The sequence below is a fragment of the Halorubrum sp. BV1 genome, assembly GCF_000746205.1.
Taxonomy (GTDB): domain Archaea; phylum Halobacteriota; class Halobacteria; order Halobacteriales; family Haloferacaceae; genus Halorubrum.
In genome coordinates, this window is record NZ_JQKV01000001.1 from 245,048 (window position 1) to 264,202 (window position 19,155).

Below are 19,155 nucleotides of genomic sequence, written 5' to 3' on the forward strand. Positions count from 1 at the left end.
GCCCGCGAAACGAAACCGGATCCATGGACAGTGGCGGATCTACAGACATGACGCTGGCGTTCGAGCTGGAGGCGCTGAAGACGCTCGCCGACCCGAACGCCGTGTTCAACAACGCCCGGCAGTGGACGGAGTACGTCGGTGTCGTCAGCGAAAAGCCCACCTACGTCGTCACGAACTTCACGCGCAAACACCGCGTGCGTCAGGATTTCTTCTCGGGACCGCGCGGCGTCGAGGAGAGCCTGGAGAACATCGCACAGCAGTTCGACACTGACCGACATGTGTTCGTCGGTGTCGACGACGAAGACGAGACGCTTGCTGACGCGACGGGCTGGGAGTTCCTCCACGTCGAGGACGCCGCGGACGCCGCCGGGTGGACGCTCACGACCGACGAACCGGACGAGGAACCGACGGAGTCGGCCTCTCGCGACGACTGGCCGTAGTGAGAGAGCCGCGCCGATCGAATCGTCGTCGATACGCGGGGGTGTTTTGGGCGTCCGCAGCGAACGACGGGACATGAGCGACAGCCACGCCCACGGTAGCGACGATAGCCGGTCGACCGACGACGGCCATCACGACCACGAAGCGCACACTCACGGCGACCACGACGGACACAGTCAGGGCGACCATCACGACCACGACGCCGACACCGTCGCGGTCGCCGTGGTGACCGTCTCCTCCTCCCGCTCGCTCGATTCGGGCGACAGGTCTGGCGAGTACGTCGCGACGGCGTTCGAGGAGGCCGGACACGAGGTCTCAGTTCGCGAGCTCGTCCCCGACGAGTACGACAGCGTCCAAGGGACCGTCGACCGGCTCGCCCGCCGCAAGGACACCGACGTGGTCGTCACCACCGGCGGGACCGGCGTCACCCCCGACGACGTGACGCCGGAAGCGGTCCGGCCGCTGTTCGCGAAGACGCTCGCCGGGTTCGGGGAACTGTTTCGCCGGCTCTCCTACGAGGAGATCGGTACGCGGACGATCGGGTCGCGGGCGACCGCGGGTATCGCCGCGGGGACGCCGGTGTTCTGTCTCCCAGGCTCCGAGAACGCGGTCAGGCTCGGCGTCGACGAGATACTCCTCCCGGAAGTCGGCCACCTCGTCGGGCTCGCCGGTCGCGACCGCGAGGACGATGCGGATGAGGATAGCGGCGGATCAGACGACGAGAACGGCGACGAACCGCGGAAATCAGAGAAATAAACAAACGCTGAGCTCGCTCACGGTCGCGTCTACTGAGGAAAAACGCCGTGACGTCGAACGGTCCGCGGACCGACGGACTGCGGGCCGGCGGATGGCGACCGACCTACTCCGCCGCCGCGTCGGCGTCTCCGTCGGCGTCGAGATCGGTCGACTCGTCGGACCGGAGCGCGGCAAACAGTCCGTCGGGATCGGATCGAACGTCCGCAAGCGTCGCGCCCGCGAGCCCGCCGAGCGCACCGCCGGTGCTCGCGGCGTTTCGGCTCACTACGCCGCCCACCGCGGCTCCGACGGCCGCACCGATCGCCGCACACTTGGCTCTCGACACCGCGTTCTTGATTCGGGTTTTCATACGATACCGTTCTCTCCGAGACGACAAAAACCTGCCGTCGGATATCGCGACCGCTACGGGAGTGCTCTGTCGCACCGATCGCGCGGTGTCGCCGTCACTGCAGGCGCTTCGTCGTCTCCACGAGCGGGTGACGAGCGTAGTCGACGATCTCGATGTCGGTGATGTCGTCGAGTCCCTCTTTTTCTGCCGTCTTGGCCATTCCGAGGTCGATCCGCACGTCCGGAACGATGACGTACGCGTCCATCGTCTCGATGCCGCTCTCGTGAGCGGCCATCACTCTGTGGTGCCCATCCGCGAGGTGGAGCGTCCCGTCGTTGTCGATGACGACGAGCGGCTCTGCCAGCCCGCGTTCGAGCTCGTATTTCCGGCCTTCGAGTTCGTCGGCGTACACCCGCGCCTGCGTGGGCGTGAGGTTCGTGAGCCGGACTTCGCGACGCTCTTCGGTGAGCGGGACGCCGTGGATCTGTTCGAGCGTCCGCATCAGCTTCCCGACCTTGCTCGGCGTCGCCCGCTCGATCTGCGAGCGCACGACATCGGTGTTCGAGATAATACCAACGAGATTGTCGGCGTCGTCGACTACGGGGAGCCGCTGGATCCCGGACCGCAGGATGACGCGAGCGGCGTCGGTCACCTTCATCTTCGGATGCGCCACGATGAGGTCGTCCGACATCACCGTGAACACCGGCGCGTCGTCGTCGGCCAAGAGGAGGTCGGCGGCCGAGATGAACCCCTCGACGGTCCGGCCCTGGGTGACCGGGAATCCGTTGTGTCCGTCGCTCTCGGCCATGCGGCGGGCGACCGTCCCGGCGGTCTCGTCGGGACTCACCGTCTCGACGTCGCGGGTCATGTACTCGTCGACGGTCGGTTTGCCGCTCATCGACGGGAACAACGCCCTCGTATGGTAAAAAGGGAGGCGCTACCGATCGGTCGTCACTGCGGGCTCGGACTGGACGGGCTCGACACGTTCCCCTCCTTGAGCGCAGACCCGGTGATCGATTTGAGCCGGGAGACGAGCGAGTCCTTCTCGGCTTCGCCTTCGAGGGCGATGTCGAGGACCTCGCTGATGTGGCTCACCGGAATGACCTCGATCATGTCCTCGTACTCGTCTTCGATCATCACGTCCTGCTCGTTGGCGGCGGGGATGATGACCCGCGTGCAGCCGGCCTTCGCGGCCGCCTCGATCTTGTGGGTCACGCCGCCGACGGGCAACACGTCGCCCCGCACCGACAGCGAGCCGGTCATCGCGAGGCTCTGGTCGACGCCGACGTCCTCCAGCGCGCTTATCACGGCCGTCGCGACCGTAATCGACGCGGAGTCCCCGTCGACGCCCTGCTGGCCAGCCTGGACGAACTGGATGTGGATGTCCATCTCCGAGATGTTCTCGTCGGAGAACTTTTTAATGATGGCGGAGACGTTCGACACCGACTCCTGTGCCATCTCCTTCAGTTGACCGGTGGCGATGACTTCGCCGGGTCCCTGCGAGGGTGCGACCTCGGCCATCACCGGGAGCATGATACCGGAGTCTTCGCCCATCACGGCGAGGCCGTTGACGCGACCGACGACGTAGCCGTCGGAGACCTGCAGCTCGTAGTCCTTCCGGCGCTCGATGAAGTCGTCCGCGAGCTGCTGTTCGATAGAGCGGGAGCGCCCTTTCGCCTGTAACACATGGTCGCGCGTGGTCAACTCAGCGTCCTCGCCGCGGGCGATATCGCCGGCAACGCGGACGAGTCCACCGAGGTTCCGGAACAGGAGGGTGAGGTGACCCTTCCGGCCGGAGCGGCGCTTGGCTTCGAGGATGACCTCCTCGACGGCCTCGGCCGTGAACTCCGGCAGGCGGCCGTCCTTTGCGACCTCCTGTGCGATGAAGCGGACGTACTTCCGGCGCATCTCCGGAGTGTCCTCGATGGTGTCCTCCATGTACACCTCGTAGCCGTACCCCTTTATCCGCGAGCGCAGCGCCGGGTGCATGTTCTCCATCGCGTCGAGGTTCCCGGCCGCGATCATGACGAAGTCAGTCGGGACGGGCTCGGTCTGAACCATCGCGCCCGAGGAGCGCTCGGACTGGCCCGTAATGGAGAACTCGCCCTCCTGAATCGCCGTCATGAGATGCTGTTGGCTCCGGATGTCGAGCGTGTTGATCTCGTCGATGAACAGCACGCCCTTGTTCGCCTTGTGGATGGCCCCGGCCTCGACGCGGTCGTGGCTCGGCGTCTCCATCCCGCCGGACTGGAACGGGTCGTGTCGGACGTCGCCGAGCAGCGCGCCGGCGTGTGCGCCCGTCGCGTCGCGGAACGGCGCGGTCTGCGTGTCGCCGTTGTTGACGAGCAGGTTCGGGATCATCGCGTCGGAGCCGCGGTTCAGGTAGCGGAAGACGAGGTAGACGACTCCGGCGGCGATGATGCCGACGAGGATCTGGCCGACGATGATGAGCGCGTAGCCCAACACGACGGCGATGATGATCCACATGAGAAGCGACCGCATCTGGTTGCGCTTTCGCGCCTCCTCGCGGTGTGCCTCCACGATCTGATCGCCTTTACCGGCCGGCACCGTCCGGATTTTCGGCTTGTTCCCGTCTTCGGGGTTGTGGTAGACCAAGACGTCCTGTAGCTCCTCTTTCGGGAGCAGCTCGGACATCGCCTTCGCGAGCATCGACTTCCCCGTCCCGGGCGAGCCGATCATCATCACGTGGCGGCGCTGTTTGGCCGCCTTGATGATCACGTCGCGGGCGTGCTCCTGCCCGATCACCTGATCGACGAGGCGGTCTGGTATCTCGAGTTCCGCCGTCGTGTCGATCTTGAGCCCGCCCAGCAGGTCGTCTTCGTCGGGATCGTCGTCGATCTCTGCCCCCTCGACCTCGACCGTGCTGCCGAGTTCATCGATCCCGCCCTCGGTCGGTTCGGCGTCGTCGCTGGTGGCCCCGTGTGATTCCTCTCGTCCCGCCCCGACGCCGTCGGTGCTCGGATCGTCTTCGATGACGACCGTGTCGTCCCAGACCTCCTCCGAGTCTTCACCGCCGGAGTCGTCGCTCGCCGACTCGGCGGAGCCGTCGGGCGCTGACCCGGAGTCACCGGGGTTCCGCGGGGCGTCGTCTCCGTTCCCCGCCGGCTCGGAGGGCGCGGAATCGACGTCGTCCCGCCCCTCGTCGGTCCCGGTTGCCGGGTCGTTCGTGTCCTTTTCGTTGCTCATAGAATCGGGTGTCGCTACGAAAATGGAAGGGTCGGCAACTGATATACTTTCTCCCCGGCGGTCGGTCGGATCGAATCGACAGATCGCCACGTAGGTGCGTTTTAGGCCCCGAAAACGCGCGTGGCGAGGTCTCACGAGGTTTATAAATGAGGCCCGCGGTATGTCGATCCATGCGCGGGTTCTACATCGGGCGGTACCAGCCGTTTCACGACGGTCACCACCACATGGTCGAGGAGATCGCGGCGGAGGTCGACGAGCTCGTCTTAGGGATCGGATCCGCCGGCGACTCTCACACCACCAGGAACCCGTTCACCGCCGGCGAGCGCGTGATGATGGTGACGAAGGCCGTCGAGGACCTCCCCGTCACGACCTACGTCGTCCCCATCGAGGACCTCGATCGCAACTCCGTGTGGGTGAGCCACGTCCAGAGCATGACCCCGCGGTTCGACGTGGCCTACTCGAACAACCCGCTCGTCGTCCGGCTGTTCGAGGAGGCCGGCGTCGAGGTGCGCCAGTCGCCGATGTTCCGTCGCGACGTGCTGGAGGGGACCGAACTCCGCGAACGCATGATCCACGGGCGCGACTGGGAGAGGCTCGTCCCCCAGTCCGTCGTCAGCGTCATCGAAGAGATCGGCGGGGTCCAGCGGATTCGTCGGATCGCAGAGACGGACTCGAACGGCGCGGACCCATCAGACGAGTGACGAGCCGCCCGAGAGTCCTCGCCGACGCGGCACAGACGGCTCTTCGACGCGTCGCGGACGACCTCCTCGACGCGCACAGACGGCTCTTCGACGCGTCGCGGACGTCCGACCGGCCGCCGCTCCCGCCTGTTTTATAGTTTGCCGACCACCGGATCGGGTATGATCACGCTCACCTCTGATTTCGGCTCGCCGTACCCCGCCGCGATGAAAGGAGTGATCCGCCGGCACACGGACGCCGAACTGATCGACGTCGGCCACGACCTGCCCCGCGGTGATCCGCGTGCGGCCGCCTTCTGGCTCCGCTTCGTCCTCCCGGAGTTCCCGCCCGCGGTTCACTGCGCCGTGATCGATCCCGGCGTGGGGACGGGCCGCGACGCGCTCGTTATCAGGGCCGGCTCACACGTCGTCGTCGCTCCCGACAACGGGCTCGCGATGCCGCCCGCGCGGGCGCTGGCGACCGACGAGACGGACGTCGACGTCTGGGCGATCGACGCCGCCGACCCGGCGAGTGCGACGTTCCACGGGCGCGACGTGTTCGCTCCGACCGCGGCGCGCGTCCACGAGGCGGTCGCCGGCGAGTCCGGGGTGCGTCTCGACGAGGCGAGCCCCTCCGATGTCGCCGACGCGCTCGCGGAGATGGACGACCTCTCGCCGGCGTCTGACCCGGTCGATCTCGTCTTCCCCGATCCGACCGTCGAGCGCGACGACAGCGGCGGCGTGGCCGCGGTCGACGGTGAGGTACTCGCGATCGACCGATTCGGGAACGTGATAACCAACGTTCCGGGCGAACTACTCGACGACCGCGACTGGGTCCGCGTCGACGGCGACCTCACGCCGGTCGTCGAGACGTTCGGCGCGGTCGATCCGGGCGAGCGACTCGTCACGGTCGGGAGCCACGGTCACGTCGAGTGCGACGTGAACGACGGCCGCGGTGACGGGGCGTTCGACATGCGGCCCGGGGACTCGGTGCGGTTCGTCGCCGACAACGTCAGTCTGTGAGCGCCGGGGGAACGGACGGCGTGGCCGGTGAGTCAGAGTTCGACGCCGGAGGGGATCAGGCTCTCGTTCCGCAGGAGGTTCCCCTCGTGGTCGTACACGAGGAAGGTGTCTTTGTCGTACGCGACGAGTCGGTCGCCCTCGACGTCGATCTCGACGCGGTAGTGTGCGTCCTCGTCGCCTGCGGAGTCGCGCGCGGCGTGGATGAAGGGGAGGACGTCTGTCGCCGTCTCGTTGAGTTCCAGGACGAAGTCCCCGGTGTATCGGTTCGTCACGGCGACGACGCCGTCGGGGTCGTCGGCCGCGGCGAGCGGCTCGCGGAGGCGATACGCCACGTCGATGTCGCTCGCGGCGAGCAGTTCGCCCTCGCTGTCCGAGAGGCGGTCGCGCAACAGCCCCTCGGGTCCGCGGAAGTCGATGCGGACCAGAGGGGTCGCCCGAGCGTCGTCGCCGACGCCCTCGACGGTCAACTCGAAGTAGTCACGCCGCATTGCCTGTCCCTCCTTTTGCGGCCGTCCCGTATCAACTTGACGGGCGGTGTGCCGCTCGCGCGGTTGCGGCCCGTTCTCACCCGCGATGTCCGCCGAGGGGATTTTAAATCACCTCGGTGCATACGGCCGATAACAGAATGGCGAGTGATACCGGAGCGGCCGATCTCGGAGGAAGCGTCGAGGACCTCCGGCGACGCCTCGCGCGTGTGTGGGAGACGCTGCGCGGCGTTGACATCGACGTTCGCCCGTTCCGACCCGGGCGAGACGGCCCGCTCGCCACGTTCGACGTCCCCGAGGGTGAACGCGAGGTCGACCGGTACTGGGTGAACGCTCCGTACGCGTACGTCGTCGTCACCTACGACGACGCGGACAGCGAGCACCGGTACTACGCGGTCGAACCAGACTTGGACCGGTTCGAGGGCGACCTCCTCGACCGCGTCGTCGACGACATCCGGGACCCGCTCCTCTACCGTGAGGGGACCGGCAAGACCGACGCGGCGACGCTCCGGGGGGAACTGGAGTCGCTACTCGAGAGCTACGGCGTCGACGCCGGGATGGACACCTTCCACGCGCTCACCTACTACCTCTACCGCGACTTCCGCGGCTACGGCCGGGTCGACCCCCTCCTCAACGACCGCCACATCGAGGACGTCTCGTGTGACGGCTACGACCTGCCGATCTTCGTCTACCACGACGAGTACACGGACATCGAGACGAACGTCTCGTTCGGGAAACAGGAGCTCGACAACTACGTGATCCGGCTCGCCCAGCAGTCCGGGCGGCATGTCTCCGTCGGCGACCCGATAGTAGAGACGACGCTGCCGGACGGGTCGCGCGCGGAGCTCGCGCTCGGCGAAGAGGTGACGCCGCGCGGCTCCGCGTTCACGATCCGCCAGTACGCGGAGGACCCGTTCACGCCGATCGACCTCGTGGAGTACGGCACCTTCTCGATCGAGCAGATGGCGTACTTCTGGCTCTGTATCGAGCACAACAAGAGCCTCATCTTCGCGGGCGGCACCGCCTCCGGGAAGACCACCTCGATGAACGCGGTGTCGATGTTCGTCCCGCCGCGCGCGAAAGTGATCACCATCGAGGACACGCGCGAGCTCTCCTTGTACCACGACAACTGGCTCTCGTCTGTCACTCGCGAGCGCCGCTACGAGGGCACCGACATCGACATGTACGACCTCCTTCGGTCCGCGCTGCGTCACCGCCCCGAGTACATCATCGTCGGCGAGGTTCGCGGTGACGAAGCTATCACCCTGTTTCAGGCGATGAACACGGGTCACACGACGTTCTCGACGATGCACGCCGACTCGATCGAGACGGTCATCAACCGGCTGGAGAACGAGCCGATCAACGTGCCGCGCGCGATGGTCCAGTCGCTCGACATGCTCTCGATCCAGACGCTCACCCGTTCGGGCGACAAGCGGGTCCGGCGCGCGAAGACGATCGGCGAGATAGGCGGAATAGACCAGCGGACCGGCGAACTCGACTACTCGTCGGCGTTCGACTGGGACGCCGAGACGGACGAGTTCAGCCGCAACGATTCGTCGCTGATGGACGAGATCGCCACCGAACGCGGGTGGTCGCGGTCGGAGCTGCTCCGCGAGATCGACCGTCGCGAGCGGTTCCTCGAACTGCTTCGCGCGCTCGATGTCACCGACTACCGCACGTTCACGGCCCTCGTCAACGAGTACTACGCCGACCCAGTGCGCGTGATGGACCGGCTCGAATCGCGCGCCGACGGTGCGGAGACGGGCGACGGCAATCGAGGGGGTGACGTCACCGCCGGTGGCGACCGCGCCGCAGACGCCGACCGGCGATGATCGCGTACCTCCCGCTCGTCGTCGCGCTCGCGTTCTGTGTCGCCGTACTCCTCCCGGCTATCAGCCGTCGTGCCGACCGGTTCGCCACGCGGCTCGGGCTGCTGGTGTTCGGAGACGCGGTCGTCAGCGACCCCGAGCGACGCCGACAGCAACGCGACCGGCTCCGCGCGGCCCACATCGCTGGAACGCACCGAGAATACGCCTCGAAGACCCTCCTGTACGCCGGCGTTCTCGGCGTCGCGGGCAGCGTCGTCGGCGTGTACGCCGTCGGTGGACTCCTCTCGATGCTCGCGGTCGGGGAGGCGACCCTGCGCGGGCTGCTCCCCGAACCCCTCTCGTTTCTCGCCGGGATCGCACGACTTACCCAACTGGGGCTGCCGCAGTTGTTCCTCCTCCTCGCGTTCACGTCGGCGACGGTCGGATCCGCACTCGCGGCGGGAGCGTACTACGGCCGCTGGGAGCTGTTGCGCCAGCGCGCTCACACGCGATCCACGGAGATCGACGCCACCCTTCCGCGGACCGTCGCGTTCATGTACGCGCTCTCGCGGTCGGGGATGGCTTTCCCACGGGTGATGGACACGGTCGCGGAGAACGAGGGCGTGTACGGCGAGGCCGCGACGGAGCTGTCGATCGCGGTGCGCGACATGAACGCGTTCGGGACCGACGCGCTGACCGCGCTCCAGCGAACCTCGCGCCGGACGCCGAGCGAGGACCTCGCCGACTTCGCGGAGAACCTCGCGTCGGTGCTCGGCACCGGCCAGCCGGTCTCGGCGTTCTTGAGCGACCAGTACGACCGGTATCAGGAGGAGGCCGAAACGAAACAGGAGCAGTACCTCGAACTGCTCTCGACGTTCGCGGAGGCGTACGTCACGGCGCTCGTCGCCGGCCCGCTGTTTTTCATCACGATCCTCGTCGTCATCGGACTCGTGTTACAGGACACGCTCCCGCTCCTCCGCGTGGTCGTGTACGTCGGCTTACCCCTCGCCACGTTCGGATTCGTGGTCTACGTCGACAGCGTGGCACAGGGCGTCGGCGGTACCGAGACAGTCACGACCTCCGACGCGACCGGAGAGGCGGCAGCCGACGGCGACGGAGGGCTCGGACGGACGACCACGGCGCAGGCCGACGGTGGAGCGGCCATCCGAGGTCCGGACGCGGCCGGCGGCGAGCGCGCCGCCGACGAACCGACCGATCCGTGGACCGCGAGCCGGGAGCGGCTCAGCGTGTACGACCGCCTCCGAGGAGTCAGAGACTGGGTCGCGTCGCCGCTTTCGAGTGTCCTCGCCGAACCGCACACGGTGTTTTTCGTTTCCGTTCCGCTCGCCGCCATCGGTCTCATTGCGGCGGTGCTCCCGGTGGCGAGCGGGACGCCCGTCGAGGTGGTCGATCAGTTCGACGCGCCGCTCGTCGTCGCGGTGGTCATCGCACTCGGGTCGTACGCGGCGGTCTACGAGGTCAGAAAACGGCGCGTTCGGCGGCGAGAGGCGGCGGTCCCCGACTTCCTCGACCGGCTCGCCAGCGTCAACGAGGCCGGAACCTCCGTCGTCGGCGGAATTCGCCGCGTGGCCGATTCGAATCTGGAGGCGCTGACGGCGGACGTACAGCGGACGCGACGCGACATCGACTGGGGAGCGGACGTCGCCACTGCGCTGCGGCGACTGAAACGGCGCGTGCGGTCGCCGATGGTCTCGCGTGCGGTCACGCTCGTTTCGAACGCGATGTACGCGAGCGGTGATATCGGACCCGTCCTCCGGATCGCCGCGGACGAGGCGCGCGCGACGTGGTCGCTTCGGCGTGAGCGCCGACAGGTCATGCTCACGTACCTCGTCGTGATCTACATCTCTTTTTTCGTCTTTCTCGGGATCATCGCCGCGCTCTCCGTATCCTTTATCCCCGCGGTCGAGTCTGCGGTCCCGAGTAGCGGGACGCCTACGAGCGGCGGCCTTCCGGGCGGCCAGTCCGGTATCGTGGACGGACTCGGCGACATCGATGCGTTCGCCTACGAGCAGCTGTTCTTCCACGCGGCGGCGGTGCAGGCGCTCTGCTCGGGCCTCGTCGCCGGCCAACTCGGAGAGGGATCGGTCCGCGACGGCGTAAAACACGTCGTCGTGCTGCTCGTGGTGACGCTCGTCGCGTTCGCCGTGATCGGGTTCGTCTGACCCCGCCCGACCCGAACCCCTCCGCCGGTGTCCGTGACCGGTCCGCCCGCGCCCGCGGCCACCGGACCTATATCGCGGGCCGTCGAACCCTCGGTATGGACCCGCAGGCGACGTACGACCGCATTGCCGCTCACTTCTCGAAGACCCGAGAGCACCCGTGGCCGGAGGTCGAGTCGTTCCTCGCTGACCGCTCGGCGACTACGGCGCTCGACGTCGGATGCGGTAACGGGCGGCACACGGAATCGCTCGCCGACCGCGCACGGTCCGTCGTCGGCGTGGATCTCAGCCGCGAACTCCTCCGGGAAGCGGTCGAGCGAGCGCGCGACAGCGACTTCGACGACGTCGCATCGTTCGTCCACGGCGACGCCGCCGCACTGCCGGTCGCCGACGACGCGGTCGGGCTCGCGGTGTACGTCGCGACGCTCCATCACCTACCTACGCGAGACGCCCGCGTCCGCAGCCTCGACGAACTGGCCCGCGTGCTCGAACCGGAGGGGACCGCGCTGGTGAGCGCGTGGAGCACGGCTCACGACCGTTTCGACCGGGAAGACGGGTTCGACACCACCGTCGACTGGACGCTACCGGGCGGCGAGACGGTCCCACGGTATTATCACATCTACGCGCCGCGGGAGTTCGACGCCGACCTCGCCGAGAGCCGGCTGTCGGTCGTCGAATCGACGGTCTCAAGCGGGAACTGCTATGCCGTCGTGACCGACGCCGAGGGGTGATTATCAGTTTAGAGATGTAGGTGTGAGCATTAATTACGCCGTGCGGTCCCCGTCGTGACAATGAGTTCGAATCCTCTCGACCGTCTCCTCCGTCGGGTGAGTCCCGACGTGATAACCCGGAGCTATCTCGCGAAGTTCGCCGTCGTCGTGCTCCTCATCGTCGTCGCCATCGGCGGGGTCGGTGCGGTCACCTACGCTGAGACGACCGACCGCCTCGAAGACAGCGCCCAGCAGGACTACACCGCGGTCGCGGAGCTGAGCGGTACGGAACTCGACGTGTGGACGAGCGAGCATCGAACGACCGCCCGCGAACTCGCCGGAAGCGAGGCGCTCGGAGCCACGAGATCGCCCGAGCAAGCGGAGAGTTACCTCACGTCGCACCTCTCGTGGCAGGCGGACGACGTCGTAGCGCTCCACTTCGTCGAGCGAACCGAGGGTGAACTGGTCGCCTCGACCGACGGGGAGCGAGGTTCCACGATCGTCGGTCAGGGCTGGATGGCCGACAACCTCCTTGTGGGAACGGACACCTACACGTCGCCGACCTACGAGATCGACGGAGAGCGGTACGTCTCGTACGTCGCACACACGCCGGGACGCAACTACCTCGTCATGGAAGTGTCGCTCGCATCCGTCGTCGCGGACCTCAGACAGCCGACGGAGGGGTCGTTCACCGCGCTCGTCGAGCCCGACGGGACGATCGGCGCGAGCGACCGCGACGGCGTCGCGGGCGAACGGTACGCTGGCGAGGTCGGGAACGCTGTCCTCGGTGAATCCGCGATCGGCCATGTGTCGTCGGCGACGTTCGAGTTCGCCGGGGACGCGCAGTACTTTGTCGCGTACGCGCCGGTCTCCTCGGAGGACTGGCGCGTCGCGGTCCACGTTCCGCTCTCCGAGGCGTACGCCCTTTCCGGGATGATCGGTCGGAACCTGCTCTTGATCGTCGGCGTCGCCGTGGTCGGGCTGGGGCTTCTCGGAGCGACGCTCGGTCGCGGGACCGTCATCGAACTGAATCGGCTCACCGGGAGAGCGCGTTCGCTGGAGTCCGGCGACCTCGACGTGTCGTTCGACACCGACCGACGCGACGAGTTCGGCGACCTGTACGGTGCGTTCTCGACCATGCGAGACTCGTTGCGCGAGCAGATCCGGTCGGCCGAGACGCAGCGACAGCGGGCCGAGACGGCAAAAGCCGAAAGCGAGGCGTTCGCCGAGCGGCTCGAAGCGCGCGCCGCGGCGTTCGGCGAAACGATGGACGACTGCGCGGACGGTGACCTCACGGCCCGTCTCGACGCCGACCCCGACGATCCGGAGGCGCTCCGTGAGATCGCGGACGGATTCAACGACGCGATGGACGAACTGGAGACGGCGATAGCGGAGGTCGACGCCTTCGCCACGACGGTCGCGGCGGAGAGCGAGGCGGTCTCCGACGGCGCGGACGAGGTCGCGGCGGCGGGCAGAGAGACGAGCGACGCGGTCGACGAGATCTCCGCGGGTGCAGAGCGTCAGAGTCGTCGCCTGTCCGATGTCGCCGGCGAGATGGAGGACATGTCGGCGACCGTCGAGGAGGTCGCGTCGTCCTCGGAAGAAGTCGCACACACCTCACAGCGCGCGAGCGAGGCCGCGGAGGAGGGTCGCGAGGCAACCGTCACGGCGACCGGGGAACTCCACGACATCGAGGACCGCTCCGAGACCGCCGCCGAGACGATCTCGCGGCTAGAGGCCGAGATGGAAGAGGTCGACGCGATAGTCGAGACGATCTCCGAGATCGCAGACCAGACCAATCTGCTGGCGTTGAACGCGAGCATCGAGGCCGCTCGGGCGGGCGAGGCCGGTTCCGGGTTCGCCGTCGTCGCCGAGGAGGTGAAGTCGCTCGCAGAGGAGACACAGGCGTCGGCGGCCGAGGTCGAGGCGTTGATCGACGAACTCCGCGACCGCACCGACGCGACCGTCGCCGAGATGACCGCGATCCGCGAGGGAATAGACGACGGCGTCGAGACCGTCGAGCGGGCCGAGAACGCGCTCGACGAGGTGACGGAGCGGGTGGCGGCGGCCGACGACGGGATCCAGGAGATATCCGGTGCGATGGACGCACAGGCGTCGTCGGTCAGCGAGGTGACCGGCGCGGTCGACGATCTGGCGGGCGTGAGCCAGCAGACGACCGCCGAGGCGACGACGGTCGCGTCGACCGCGGAGGAGCAGGCCGCGACGCTCGGCGATGTCTCCGCTCAGGCGCGCGACCTGACCGAGCGCGCACGCGACCTACAGCGGATGACACAGGGGTTCGAGGTCGCGGCCGACGCCGAAATCGAGGGTGACGACTCCGGGTTCACCTTCGACGCGACCGACGTCGAGTCCCCCGGAGCGGGCGTCGTCGCCTCGGACGTCGAGGAGGGCGATGCGACGGGCGAAGCGGTGAGCGCCGACGGCGGCGTCACGCACGAATCGACGGCGGACGGCGCTGTCGACGTCCCGACCGGTACCGATACGGGAGGCTCCGAGAGCGGGAACTGAACGCTCGGAACGGGAGCACAGAAGAGTAGCGACGGGCTCAGTCCGCGATGGTCTCGTGGCCGGCCCGCCCGTCTTCGGGCATCGGGGCCACGATCTTGTAGAGCGCATACAGCCCGAGCACCGCGATCCCGGCCAGCACGACGCCGGTCCGGAGCTGCGGGGAGATGAGGGGCATCGCCACGACCTCGCCCGCCTCGTTAGTCATCGGGACCGGGCTGTACGGCTGGCCGGCGAGGATCTCGACTATCCCCATGCCGACGATGCCGAGCAGCATGAGTCCCGCACTCAGCGCCATCGCCGCTTTGTCGATTATGGTTGTGTTTGTCATTGGTGATCACCGCTCAGCCGAGCAGGTATCGGAGCTTGGGATGCTGTTCGACGACGTCGAGCCGCTCGATGACCGCGTCGAGCCCGTAGTACCGACCGGCCGCGAGCGCGATCATCGTTATGAACAACAGCAGACCCATGAGGTCGCTGTTGACGAGCCCGTGCCCGAACTCGGCGTTGCCGAGCCAGAACAGGACCATGAAGATCACCCCGCCGAAGGCGGCCAGGCGGGTGAACGCGCCGAAGATTAGCGCGAGTCCGATCAGGGTCTCGAACAGGGGCACGCCCGGTTCGATGAGCCACGCGAGGTTGTTGCCCATCCAGACCGGGATCCCGCCGAGCGCCGTGCCCGACATCTCCTGCATATACGCGGTCCCGTAGGTGTACGAGAGCCCGTCCTCGAGCACCTTCGTGATCCCGGAGTGGAAGAACCACCAGCCGGTGACGACGCGCAGGAACGCGATCCAGTACGTCGCCCATGGACCGTCCAGGGCGAACTCGACATCTCCGACCAAGGGATTGCTTGTTTGATATGACATCGTCGTCACCTCACAGGTGCACGTTGGATGCGTACACCTATAGATACCCAGAACGGTTCTACGCGTCTGAAAACCGTTCTAAGCGCGTTGGAACGGCCCGCGATACTGTGGTGCTTTATGTTTGATTGCGGGCGACGAGTGGAAGACGGCGTCGAGAACACGGAACGTTTATCAGAACAGTTCTGCCTACGTGTAGACGCGCGCCGGTGGTCTAGTGGTAGGACCTGAGCCTTCCAAGCTCATGGCCCGGGTTCAAATCCCGGCCGGCGCACTCCCTTCGGTCGCGCGCCGCCCGTACTCCCACTCACTGCGTTCACGGGAGTCCCGGCCGGCGCATTTCTCTCACTTCGTTCGAGAAATCACCGAGATGAGCCGAGAGAACCGCTCTCGTTACCCGCCCTCCAGCCGGTCCGCGATGAACTCCTCTTCGACCGGGTCGAGGTCGCGGTCGCCCTCGCGGAACACCCGGAGTCCCGCGCGGTACCGGTCGGGATCGTCGCTGGCCGGTGCGTCGACCGGGCGGGCCAACTCCAGCTCCGCGATCCCGGTCTGCTCGCCCGTGTACGCGAAGCCGCACTTGTGAAGCGCCGCGTACGCGAACGGGTTGTTGACCGCGATCATCACCCGGTCGAACCCCTCGCTCGCGAGCCGGTCGACGGTCCGGTCTATCAGCCGCGGCCCGAGCCCCTCGCCGCGCCGCGCGACGTGGACGGTGACGTACCGGAGCCGACAGCACTTCGGATCGGTGCGGTCCGGCGAAAACGAGACGGCGGCGACCACGTCGGCGTCGAACGCGCTCTCGTCGACCGCCGGGGACAGCGGCTCGTCCGCCTCCCACTCCGGAACCGCCGGCGAGCCGTCTGCGGTCCGCAACACCGCCTTCCCCGGGTCGCCGAGGACGAACTTCCCGGCGTACGCGAACGCCCGGTAGTCGAGCCGGAGCGTGACACCAGACCCGGGTGCGCCGACGAGCGCGAACTCCATGCCGGCCGGTACGCCGCGACCCTATATATGCGGCGGGGGAGCCGCGGGGCGAGTGTCGGGCGAGTGCGAGGTGAGTGTCGGGCGAGTGCGAGGTGAGTGTCGGGCGAGTGCGAGGTGAGTGTCGGACGGACGCGGGGGAGACGGTTTAGGGACGGAACCCCGAACCGAGGCATGCACGGACTCGGCGACGTTCGGTTCTTCGATCGATTGGCTCCGCTGTACGACCTCGCGATGCCGCCGGCGGACGGCGAGGCGCTGGCGGACGGGCTCGACCACGCGACGCGACCGATAGAGCGCCTGCTCGACGTCGGCGGCGGTTCCGGCCGTGCCGCGGCCGCGCTGTCCGGTCCCGACGTCTGCGTCGTCGACGCCTCTCGCGAGATGCTCGCACGCGCTCGCGGCCGGCGCGGACTGTCGACTGCGGTCGGTGACGCCGGACGGCTCCCGGTCCGCGACGCGATCGTCGACGCGGTCACGATCGTCGACGCCGTTCACCACTTGCCAGACCACGACGCGGCGCTTCGCGAAGCGGCTCGCGTCCTCGCGCCGGGCGGCGTAATCGTGATCCGCGAGTTCGACCCGACGCACCCGCTCGGCCGGGGGCTCGCCGCCGCCGAACACGCGGTCGGGATGGCGTCGCGGTTCCGCGCTCCGGGTGATCTCGCCGACGACCTCGCGGATGCGGGGCTCGACCCACGGGTCGTCGACCGGGGATTCGGCTACACCGTCGCGGGCGTCAAGCGGGAGGCGTGACCGTTCCGAGCCGCAAGACTGTCCGATGCCAGCGACGGGGACGCAGGTTCCGTCACGCGCAGTGAGACGGGTCTTCAGTCGGGTATTGGCAGCCTTCAACTATCAGAGGCAGCGGCGCGCCGTCGCGGCTCAGTCCTGCGAGGGTCCGTGCGCGGCGTGATCGTGATCGTGGTCGTGATTATGCGCGCCGTCCTCGCTCGGCTCGTCGTGGCCGTCCGAGTCGCTCTCGTTGGATCCCGTCTCGCCGAGCACCTCCGCGCCCTCGCCGTCGATCATGTCCATGTTCTTCAGGTTATCGCGCTCCTCGAAGTCCTCGACGGCCGCCATCACGTCCTCCTGAGTGATCGTCATCCGGTCTTCGGTGAGTGCGCCGAGGACGGCCTCGCGAAGCACCATCCGAAGGTCCGAGCCGGTGAGCCCGCCGGTCCGGTCGGCGACCTCCTCGGGGTCGAAGTCGGCGATCTGCATCTCTTTGGTCACCACGCGGAGGATGTCGGCGCGCATGTCGCGATCGGGTTTGGGGAAATTGACGATCTCGTCGAACCGCCGCCACGCCGCGGCGTCGAGCTGATCCGGGTGGTTCGTCGCCCCGATCAACAGGACCTCGTCGCGGATCAGAGACACCTCGTCGATCGACTTGAGCAGGGTGTTGACGGCGCGTTTCAGGGCGGCGTGCTCGTCCGAGCGGCGGGTCTTCGCGACCGAGTCGAACTCGTCGATGAAGAGGATACACGGCGAGAGCCGCTTTGCGACCTCGAAGGTTTTCTCGACGTTTTTCGCCGTCTCGCCGAGGTACTGGCTCGTTATCATCGAGAGCTTGACCTCGACGAACGGGAGCCCGAGCTCGTGTGCGAGCGCGCGAGAGATCGTCGTTTTCCCGGTTCCGGGAGGACCGACGAAAAGCAGCTTGCCGATCTCGCGGAGCCCGATGCTCGCGAGGTACTCGCGGTGTTCGATCGCTTTCACGATCTTCTGGATCTCGCCCTCCTGGTCGCCGGTGAGCACGAGGTCGTCGAGCGTCGTCTCGATCTCCTCTGGCGCGCGGACGTTGACCAGGTCGAGCATCTCGGCGTCCTCCTCCTCGTCGAAGTACTCGTCGAGTAAGGCGTCGATCCAGACGCGGTCGGCCTGCACCGGGCGCACGTTGTCCCGGGACTCCTCGTGGGACACGGGCGCGTCGAGGTCGTCCGCGTCGTCGAGTGCGGCGACGATCGTCGGGTTGGCTCCGATGCGGTCCTCGTCCGCGTGGTCGATGTACCACTCCAGCGCCATCTCCGGCTGGGTCAGGGATATCTCCCCGGAGAAGTCGGTCCGCTGGGTGAAAAGCAGTTCAGAGACGGCCTCCCACGGGTGGTCGACCCCGGTGGCGGTGCGCGTCACCCCGTCGGTCGCCTTTATTGGTCGCTCGACGCCGCCCGGTGCGTCCTCGGCCGCGTCGTCGGACCAGAACACTTGACGGAACCTGGGTGGCAGGTCGTTTTCGTCGAGATCGCGGTTCTCGGTGTAGAGGTGCGTCGTCAACACGAACTCGACGACGTCGAGCGCCGGATCACTCATCCGCGCGAAGTAGCCTCGGGACGCGGTTAAGCGCGTCGAACTGCGCTCGCCCGTTCGGGAACTCCTTCGCCGCCACCACCCGCCGTATCGAACGCTTATTATCCCTGGTGAGAGACCGGTGTAGCATGAGCTCCGAGGACGCGGGCGACGCCGAGAACGTCGGTGGAGCCGCACTAGACGACGGCGGTGACACCGCCGGAGACGACCCCGACGCGGCAGACGCCGCACCGGCCCACGAGAACGCGAACCAGGACGTGATCGCCGTCGACCCCGACGACGTCGAACAGGGAACCGTGAATCGGCTCGACGCCCACACCGGCGACGGGATACGACACCGCGCGTTCACCTGCCTCGTGTTCGACACCGACGGGCGCATCCTGCTCGCCCAGCGCGCGCCGACGAAGCGGCTCTGGGACGGCCACTGGGATGGCACCGTCGCCTCCCATCCCGTCGAGGGACAGTCTCAGGAGGACGCGACCGCACAGCGGCTCGAAGAGGAACTGGGCATCACGCCGGATCAGTACGACGACCTCCGAATGACTGATAAGTTCGAGTACAAGCGGTACTACCCCCACGAGGGCGTCGAGTGGGAGGTCTGTGCGGTGTTGAAGGTCACGCTTTCGGACACCGATCTCGACCCCGACGACGAGGAGATCGGCGGGATGCTGTGGGTCGATTACGAACACCTCCACGAGAACCCGGCGCTGTACCGCCAGCTGCGGCTGTGCCCGTGGTTCGAGATCGCGATGCGGCGCGACTTCGCCTGAGTCGGGTCGTTCCCGTCCGCGATGATCCGCGGTCGTTCCCGTCCGCGTTCGGATCGGGTGACTCCGCGACCGAAACGGCGAGTTGAA

General features: G+C 67.3%; 18 protein-coding genes and 1 tRNA gene. 11 read left to right on the forward strand and 8 right to left on the reverse strand.

Translation table 11 applies throughout. The annotated features are described in order from the left end of the window. Window positions 1–23 precede the first annotated feature (23 nt). Complete coding sequence (locus tag EP28_RS01220) at window positions 24–440, forward strand: DUF7124 domain-containing protein (protein ID WP_049982189.1); 417 nt, start codon at window positions 24–26, stop codon at window positions 438–440. 73 nt (window positions 441–513) lie between these two features. Next, on the forward strand, window positions 514–1,194 hold the full coding sequence (locus EP28_RS01225; RefSeq protein ID WP_049982190.1) for a MogA/MoaB family molybdenum cofactor biosynthesis protein: 681 nt from the start codon (window positions 514–516) through the stop codon (window positions 1,192–1,194). Between the two features lie 103 nt (window positions 1,195–1,297). Here the strand turns inward: EP28_RS01225 and EP28_RS01230 are convergent, their stop codons facing one another. The 3 genes from EP28_RS01230 to lonB form a co-directional block, all read right to left on the reverse strand. Further along, a complete protein-coding gene (locus tag EP28_RS01230) occupies window positions 1,298–1,543 on the reverse strand; it encodes a hypothetical protein (protein ID WP_049982191.1) in 246 nt (81 codons plus the stop codon). Between the two features lie 94 nt (window positions 1,544–1,637). Beyond that, on the reverse strand, window positions 1,638–2,420 hold the full coding sequence (locus tag EP28_RS01235; protein ID WP_049982192.1) for a CBS domain-containing protein: 783 nt from the start codon (window positions 2,418–2,420) through the stop codon (window positions 1,638–1,640). Between the two features lie 53 nt (window positions 2,421–2,473). Then, window positions 2,474–4,729 (reverse strand): ATP-dependent protease LonB, encoded by a 2,256-nt coding sequence (lonB, locus tag EP28_RS01240; protein WP_049982193.1) that lies wholly within the window; start codon window positions 4,727–4,729, stop codon window positions 2,474–2,476. A 170-nt stretch (window positions 4,730–4,899) separates the two neighbouring features. Here lonB and EP28_RS01245 point away from each other — a divergent pair, with 170 nt between their 5' ends. Both EP28_RS01245 and EP28_RS01250 read left to right on the forward strand, forming a co-directional pair. Next, complete coding sequence (locus EP28_RS01245; protein WP_049982194.1) at window positions 4,900–5,430, forward strand: nicotinamide-nucleotide adenylyltransferase; 531 nt, start codon at window positions 4,900–4,902, stop codon at window positions 5,428–5,430. Window positions 5,431–5,589: 159 nt separating this feature from the next. Next, a complete protein-coding gene (locus EP28_RS01250; protein WP_049982195.1) occupies window positions 5,590–6,429 on the forward strand; it encodes an SAM hydrolase/SAM-dependent halogenase family protein in 840 nt (279 codons plus the stop codon). 32 nt (window positions 6,430–6,461) lie between these two features. On the opposite strand, the gene EP28_RS01255 is transcribed toward EP28_RS01250, so the two are convergent. After that, entirely contained in the window at window positions 6,462–6,917 is a 456-nt protein-coding gene (locus EP28_RS01255) for a DUF5793 family protein (protein ID WP_049982196.1), read from the reverse strand. 137 nt (window positions 6,918–7,054) lie between these two features. Between EP28_RS01255 and EP28_RS01260 the strand changes: the two genes are divergently transcribed. The 4 genes from EP28_RS01260 to EP28_RS01275 all read left to right on the forward strand — a co-directional run bounded on the left by EP28_RS01260 (window position 7,055) and on the right by EP28_RS01275 (window position 14,141). Then, window positions 7,055–8,746, forward strand: coding sequence for a type II/IV secretion system ATPase subunit (locus tag EP28_RS01260; RefSeq protein ID WP_049982197.1), 1,692 nt, complete (start codon window positions 7,055–7,057; stop codon window positions 8,744–8,746). Then, window positions 8,743–10,905, forward strand: a complete 2,163-nt coding sequence (locus tag EP28_RS01265) for a type II secretion system F family protein (RefSeq protein WP_049982198.1) — start codon at window positions 8,743–8,745, stop codon at window positions 10,903–10,905. Before EP28_RS01260 ends, EP28_RS01265 begins: the two co-directional genes overlap by 4 nt. A gap of 95 nt (window positions 10,906–11,000) precedes the next feature. Further along, window positions 11,001–11,633 (forward strand): class I SAM-dependent methyltransferase, encoded by a 633-nt coding sequence (locus EP28_RS01270; RefSeq protein WP_049982199.1) that lies wholly within the window; start codon window positions 11,001–11,003, stop codon window positions 11,631–11,633. 60 nt (window positions 11,634–11,693) lie between these two features. Beyond that, window positions 11,694–14,141, forward strand: a complete 2,448-nt coding sequence (locus EP28_RS01275) for a methyl-accepting chemotaxis protein (RefSeq protein ID WP_049982200.1) — start codon at window positions 11,694–11,696, stop codon at window positions 14,139–14,141. Between the two features lie 37 nt (window positions 14,142–14,178). Here EP28_RS01275 and EP28_RS01280 read toward each other — a convergent pair whose 3' ends face one another. Both EP28_RS01280 and EP28_RS01285 read right to left on the reverse strand, forming a co-directional pair. Next, window positions 14,179–14,469: a hypothetical protein gene (locus EP28_RS01280; protein WP_049982201.1), complete on the reverse strand. Its 291-nt coding sequence runs from the start codon at window positions 14,467–14,469 to the stop codon at window positions 14,179–14,181. A 13-nt stretch (window positions 14,470–14,482) separates the two neighbouring features. Next, entirely contained in the window at window positions 14,483–15,007 is a 525-nt protein-coding gene (locus EP28_RS01285) for a DoxX family protein (protein WP_049982796.1), read from the reverse strand. Window positions 15,008–15,207: 200 nt separating this feature from the next. On the opposite strand from EP28_RS01285, the gene EP28_RS01290 reads away from it, so the two are divergent. Then, window positions 15,208–15,278 (forward strand) — tRNA-Gly (locus EP28_RS01290). A 119-nt stretch (window positions 15,279–15,397) separates the two neighbouring features. Here the strand turns inward: EP28_RS01290 and EP28_RS01295 are convergent. After that, a complete protein-coding gene (locus EP28_RS01295) occupies window positions 15,398–15,991 on the reverse strand; it encodes a GNAT family N-acetyltransferase (protein WP_049982202.1) in 594 nt (197 codons plus the stop codon). A gap of 171 nt (window positions 15,992–16,162) precedes the next feature. Here EP28_RS01295 and EP28_RS01300 point away from each other — a divergent pair, with 171 nt between their 5' ends. Next, window positions 16,163–16,744 carry a class I SAM-dependent methyltransferase gene (locus tag EP28_RS01300; protein WP_049982203.1) on the forward strand — a complete coding sequence of 194 codons (582 nt, stop codon included), beginning with the start codon at window positions 16,163–16,165 and terminating at the stop codon, window positions 16,742–16,744. Between the two features lie 129 nt (window positions 16,745–16,873). On the opposite strand, the gene EP28_RS01305 is transcribed toward EP28_RS01300, so the two are convergent. Further along, window positions 16,874–18,301, reverse strand: coding sequence for an ATP-binding protein (locus EP28_RS01305; RefSeq protein WP_049982204.1), 1,428 nt, complete (start codon window positions 18,299–18,301; stop codon window positions 16,874–16,876). 125 nt (window positions 18,302–18,426) lie between these two features. Between EP28_RS01305 and idi the strand changes: the two genes are divergently transcribed. After that, the gene (gene idi, locus EP28_RS01310; protein WP_049982205.1) at window positions 18,427–19,068 is read left to right on the forward strand and encodes an isopentenyl-diphosphate Delta-isomerase; all 642 of its coding nucleotides are present in this window, start codon (window positions 18,427–18,429) and stop codon (window positions 19,066–19,068) included. Window positions 19,069–19,155 lie beyond the last annotated feature (87 nt).

Excerpts from the sequence above, each read along its gene's own strand:
- EP28_RS01220 (WP_049982189.1), top strand. The coding sequence starts at position 24 with ATGGACAGTGGCGGATCTACAGACATGACGCTGGCGTTCGAGCTGGAG.
- EP28_RS01225 (WP_049982190.1), top strand. The coding sequence starts at position 514 with ATGAGCGACAGCCACGCCCACGGTAGCGACGATAGCCGGTCGACCGAC.
- EP28_RS01230 (WP_049982191.1), bottom strand. The coding sequence starts at position 1,543 with ATGAAAACCCGAATCAAGAACGCGGTGTCGAGAGCCAAGTGTGCGGCG.
- EP28_RS01235 (WP_049982192.1), bottom strand. The coding sequence starts at position 2,420 with ATGAGCGGCAAACCGACCGTCGACGAGTACATGACCCGCGACGTCGAG.
- lonB (WP_049982193.1), bottom strand. The coding sequence starts at position 4,729 with ATGAGCAACGAAAAGGACACGAACGACCCGGCAACCGGGACCGACGAG.
- EP28_RS01245 (WP_049982194.1), top strand. The coding sequence starts at position 4,900 with ATGCGCGGGTTCTACATCGGGCGGTACCAGCCGTTTCACGACGGTCAC.
- EP28_RS01250 (WP_049982195.1), top strand. The coding sequence starts at position 5,590 with ATGATCACGCTCACCTCTGATTTCGGCTCGCCGTACCCCGCCGCGATG.
- EP28_RS01255 (WP_049982196.1), bottom strand. The coding sequence starts at position 6,917 with ATGCGGCGTGACTACTTCGAGTTGACCGTCGAGGGCGTCGGCGACGAC.
- EP28_RS01260 (WP_049982197.1), top strand. The coding sequence starts at position 7,055 with ATGGCGAGTGATACCGGAGCGGCCGATCTCGGAGGAAGCGTCGAGGAC.
- EP28_RS01265 (WP_049982198.1), top strand. The coding sequence starts at position 8,743 with ATGATCGCGTACCTCCCGCTCGTCGTCGCGCTCGCGTTCTGTGTCGCC.
- EP28_RS01270 (WP_049982199.1), top strand. The coding sequence starts at position 11,001 with ATGGACCCGCAGGCGACGTACGACCGCATTGCCGCTCACTTCTCGAAG.
- EP28_RS01275 (WP_049982200.1), top strand. The coding sequence starts at position 11,694 with ATGAGTTCGAATCCTCTCGACCGTCTCCTCCGTCGGGTGAGTCCCGAC.
- EP28_RS01280 (WP_049982201.1), bottom strand. The coding sequence starts at position 14,469 with ATGACAAACACAACCATAATCGACAAAGCGGCGATGGCGCTGAGTGCG.
- EP28_RS01285 (WP_049982796.1), bottom strand. The coding sequence starts at position 15,007 with ATGTCATATCAAACAAGCAATCCCTTGGTCGGAGATGTCGAGTTCGCC.
- EP28_RS01295 (WP_049982202.1), bottom strand. The coding sequence starts at position 15,991 with ATGGAGTTCGCGCTCGTCGGCGCACCCGGGTCTGGTGTCACGCTCCGG.
- EP28_RS01300 (WP_049982203.1), top strand. The coding sequence starts at position 16,163 with ATGCACGGACTCGGCGACGTTCGGTTCTTCGATCGATTGGCTCCGCTG.
- EP28_RS01305 (WP_049982204.1), bottom strand. The coding sequence starts at position 18,301 with ATGAGTGATCCGGCGCTCGACGTCGTCGAGTTCGTGTTGACGACGCAC.
- idi (WP_049982205.1), top strand. The coding sequence starts at position 18,427 with ATGAGCTCCGAGGACGCGGGCGACGCCGAGAACGTCGGTGGAGCCGCA.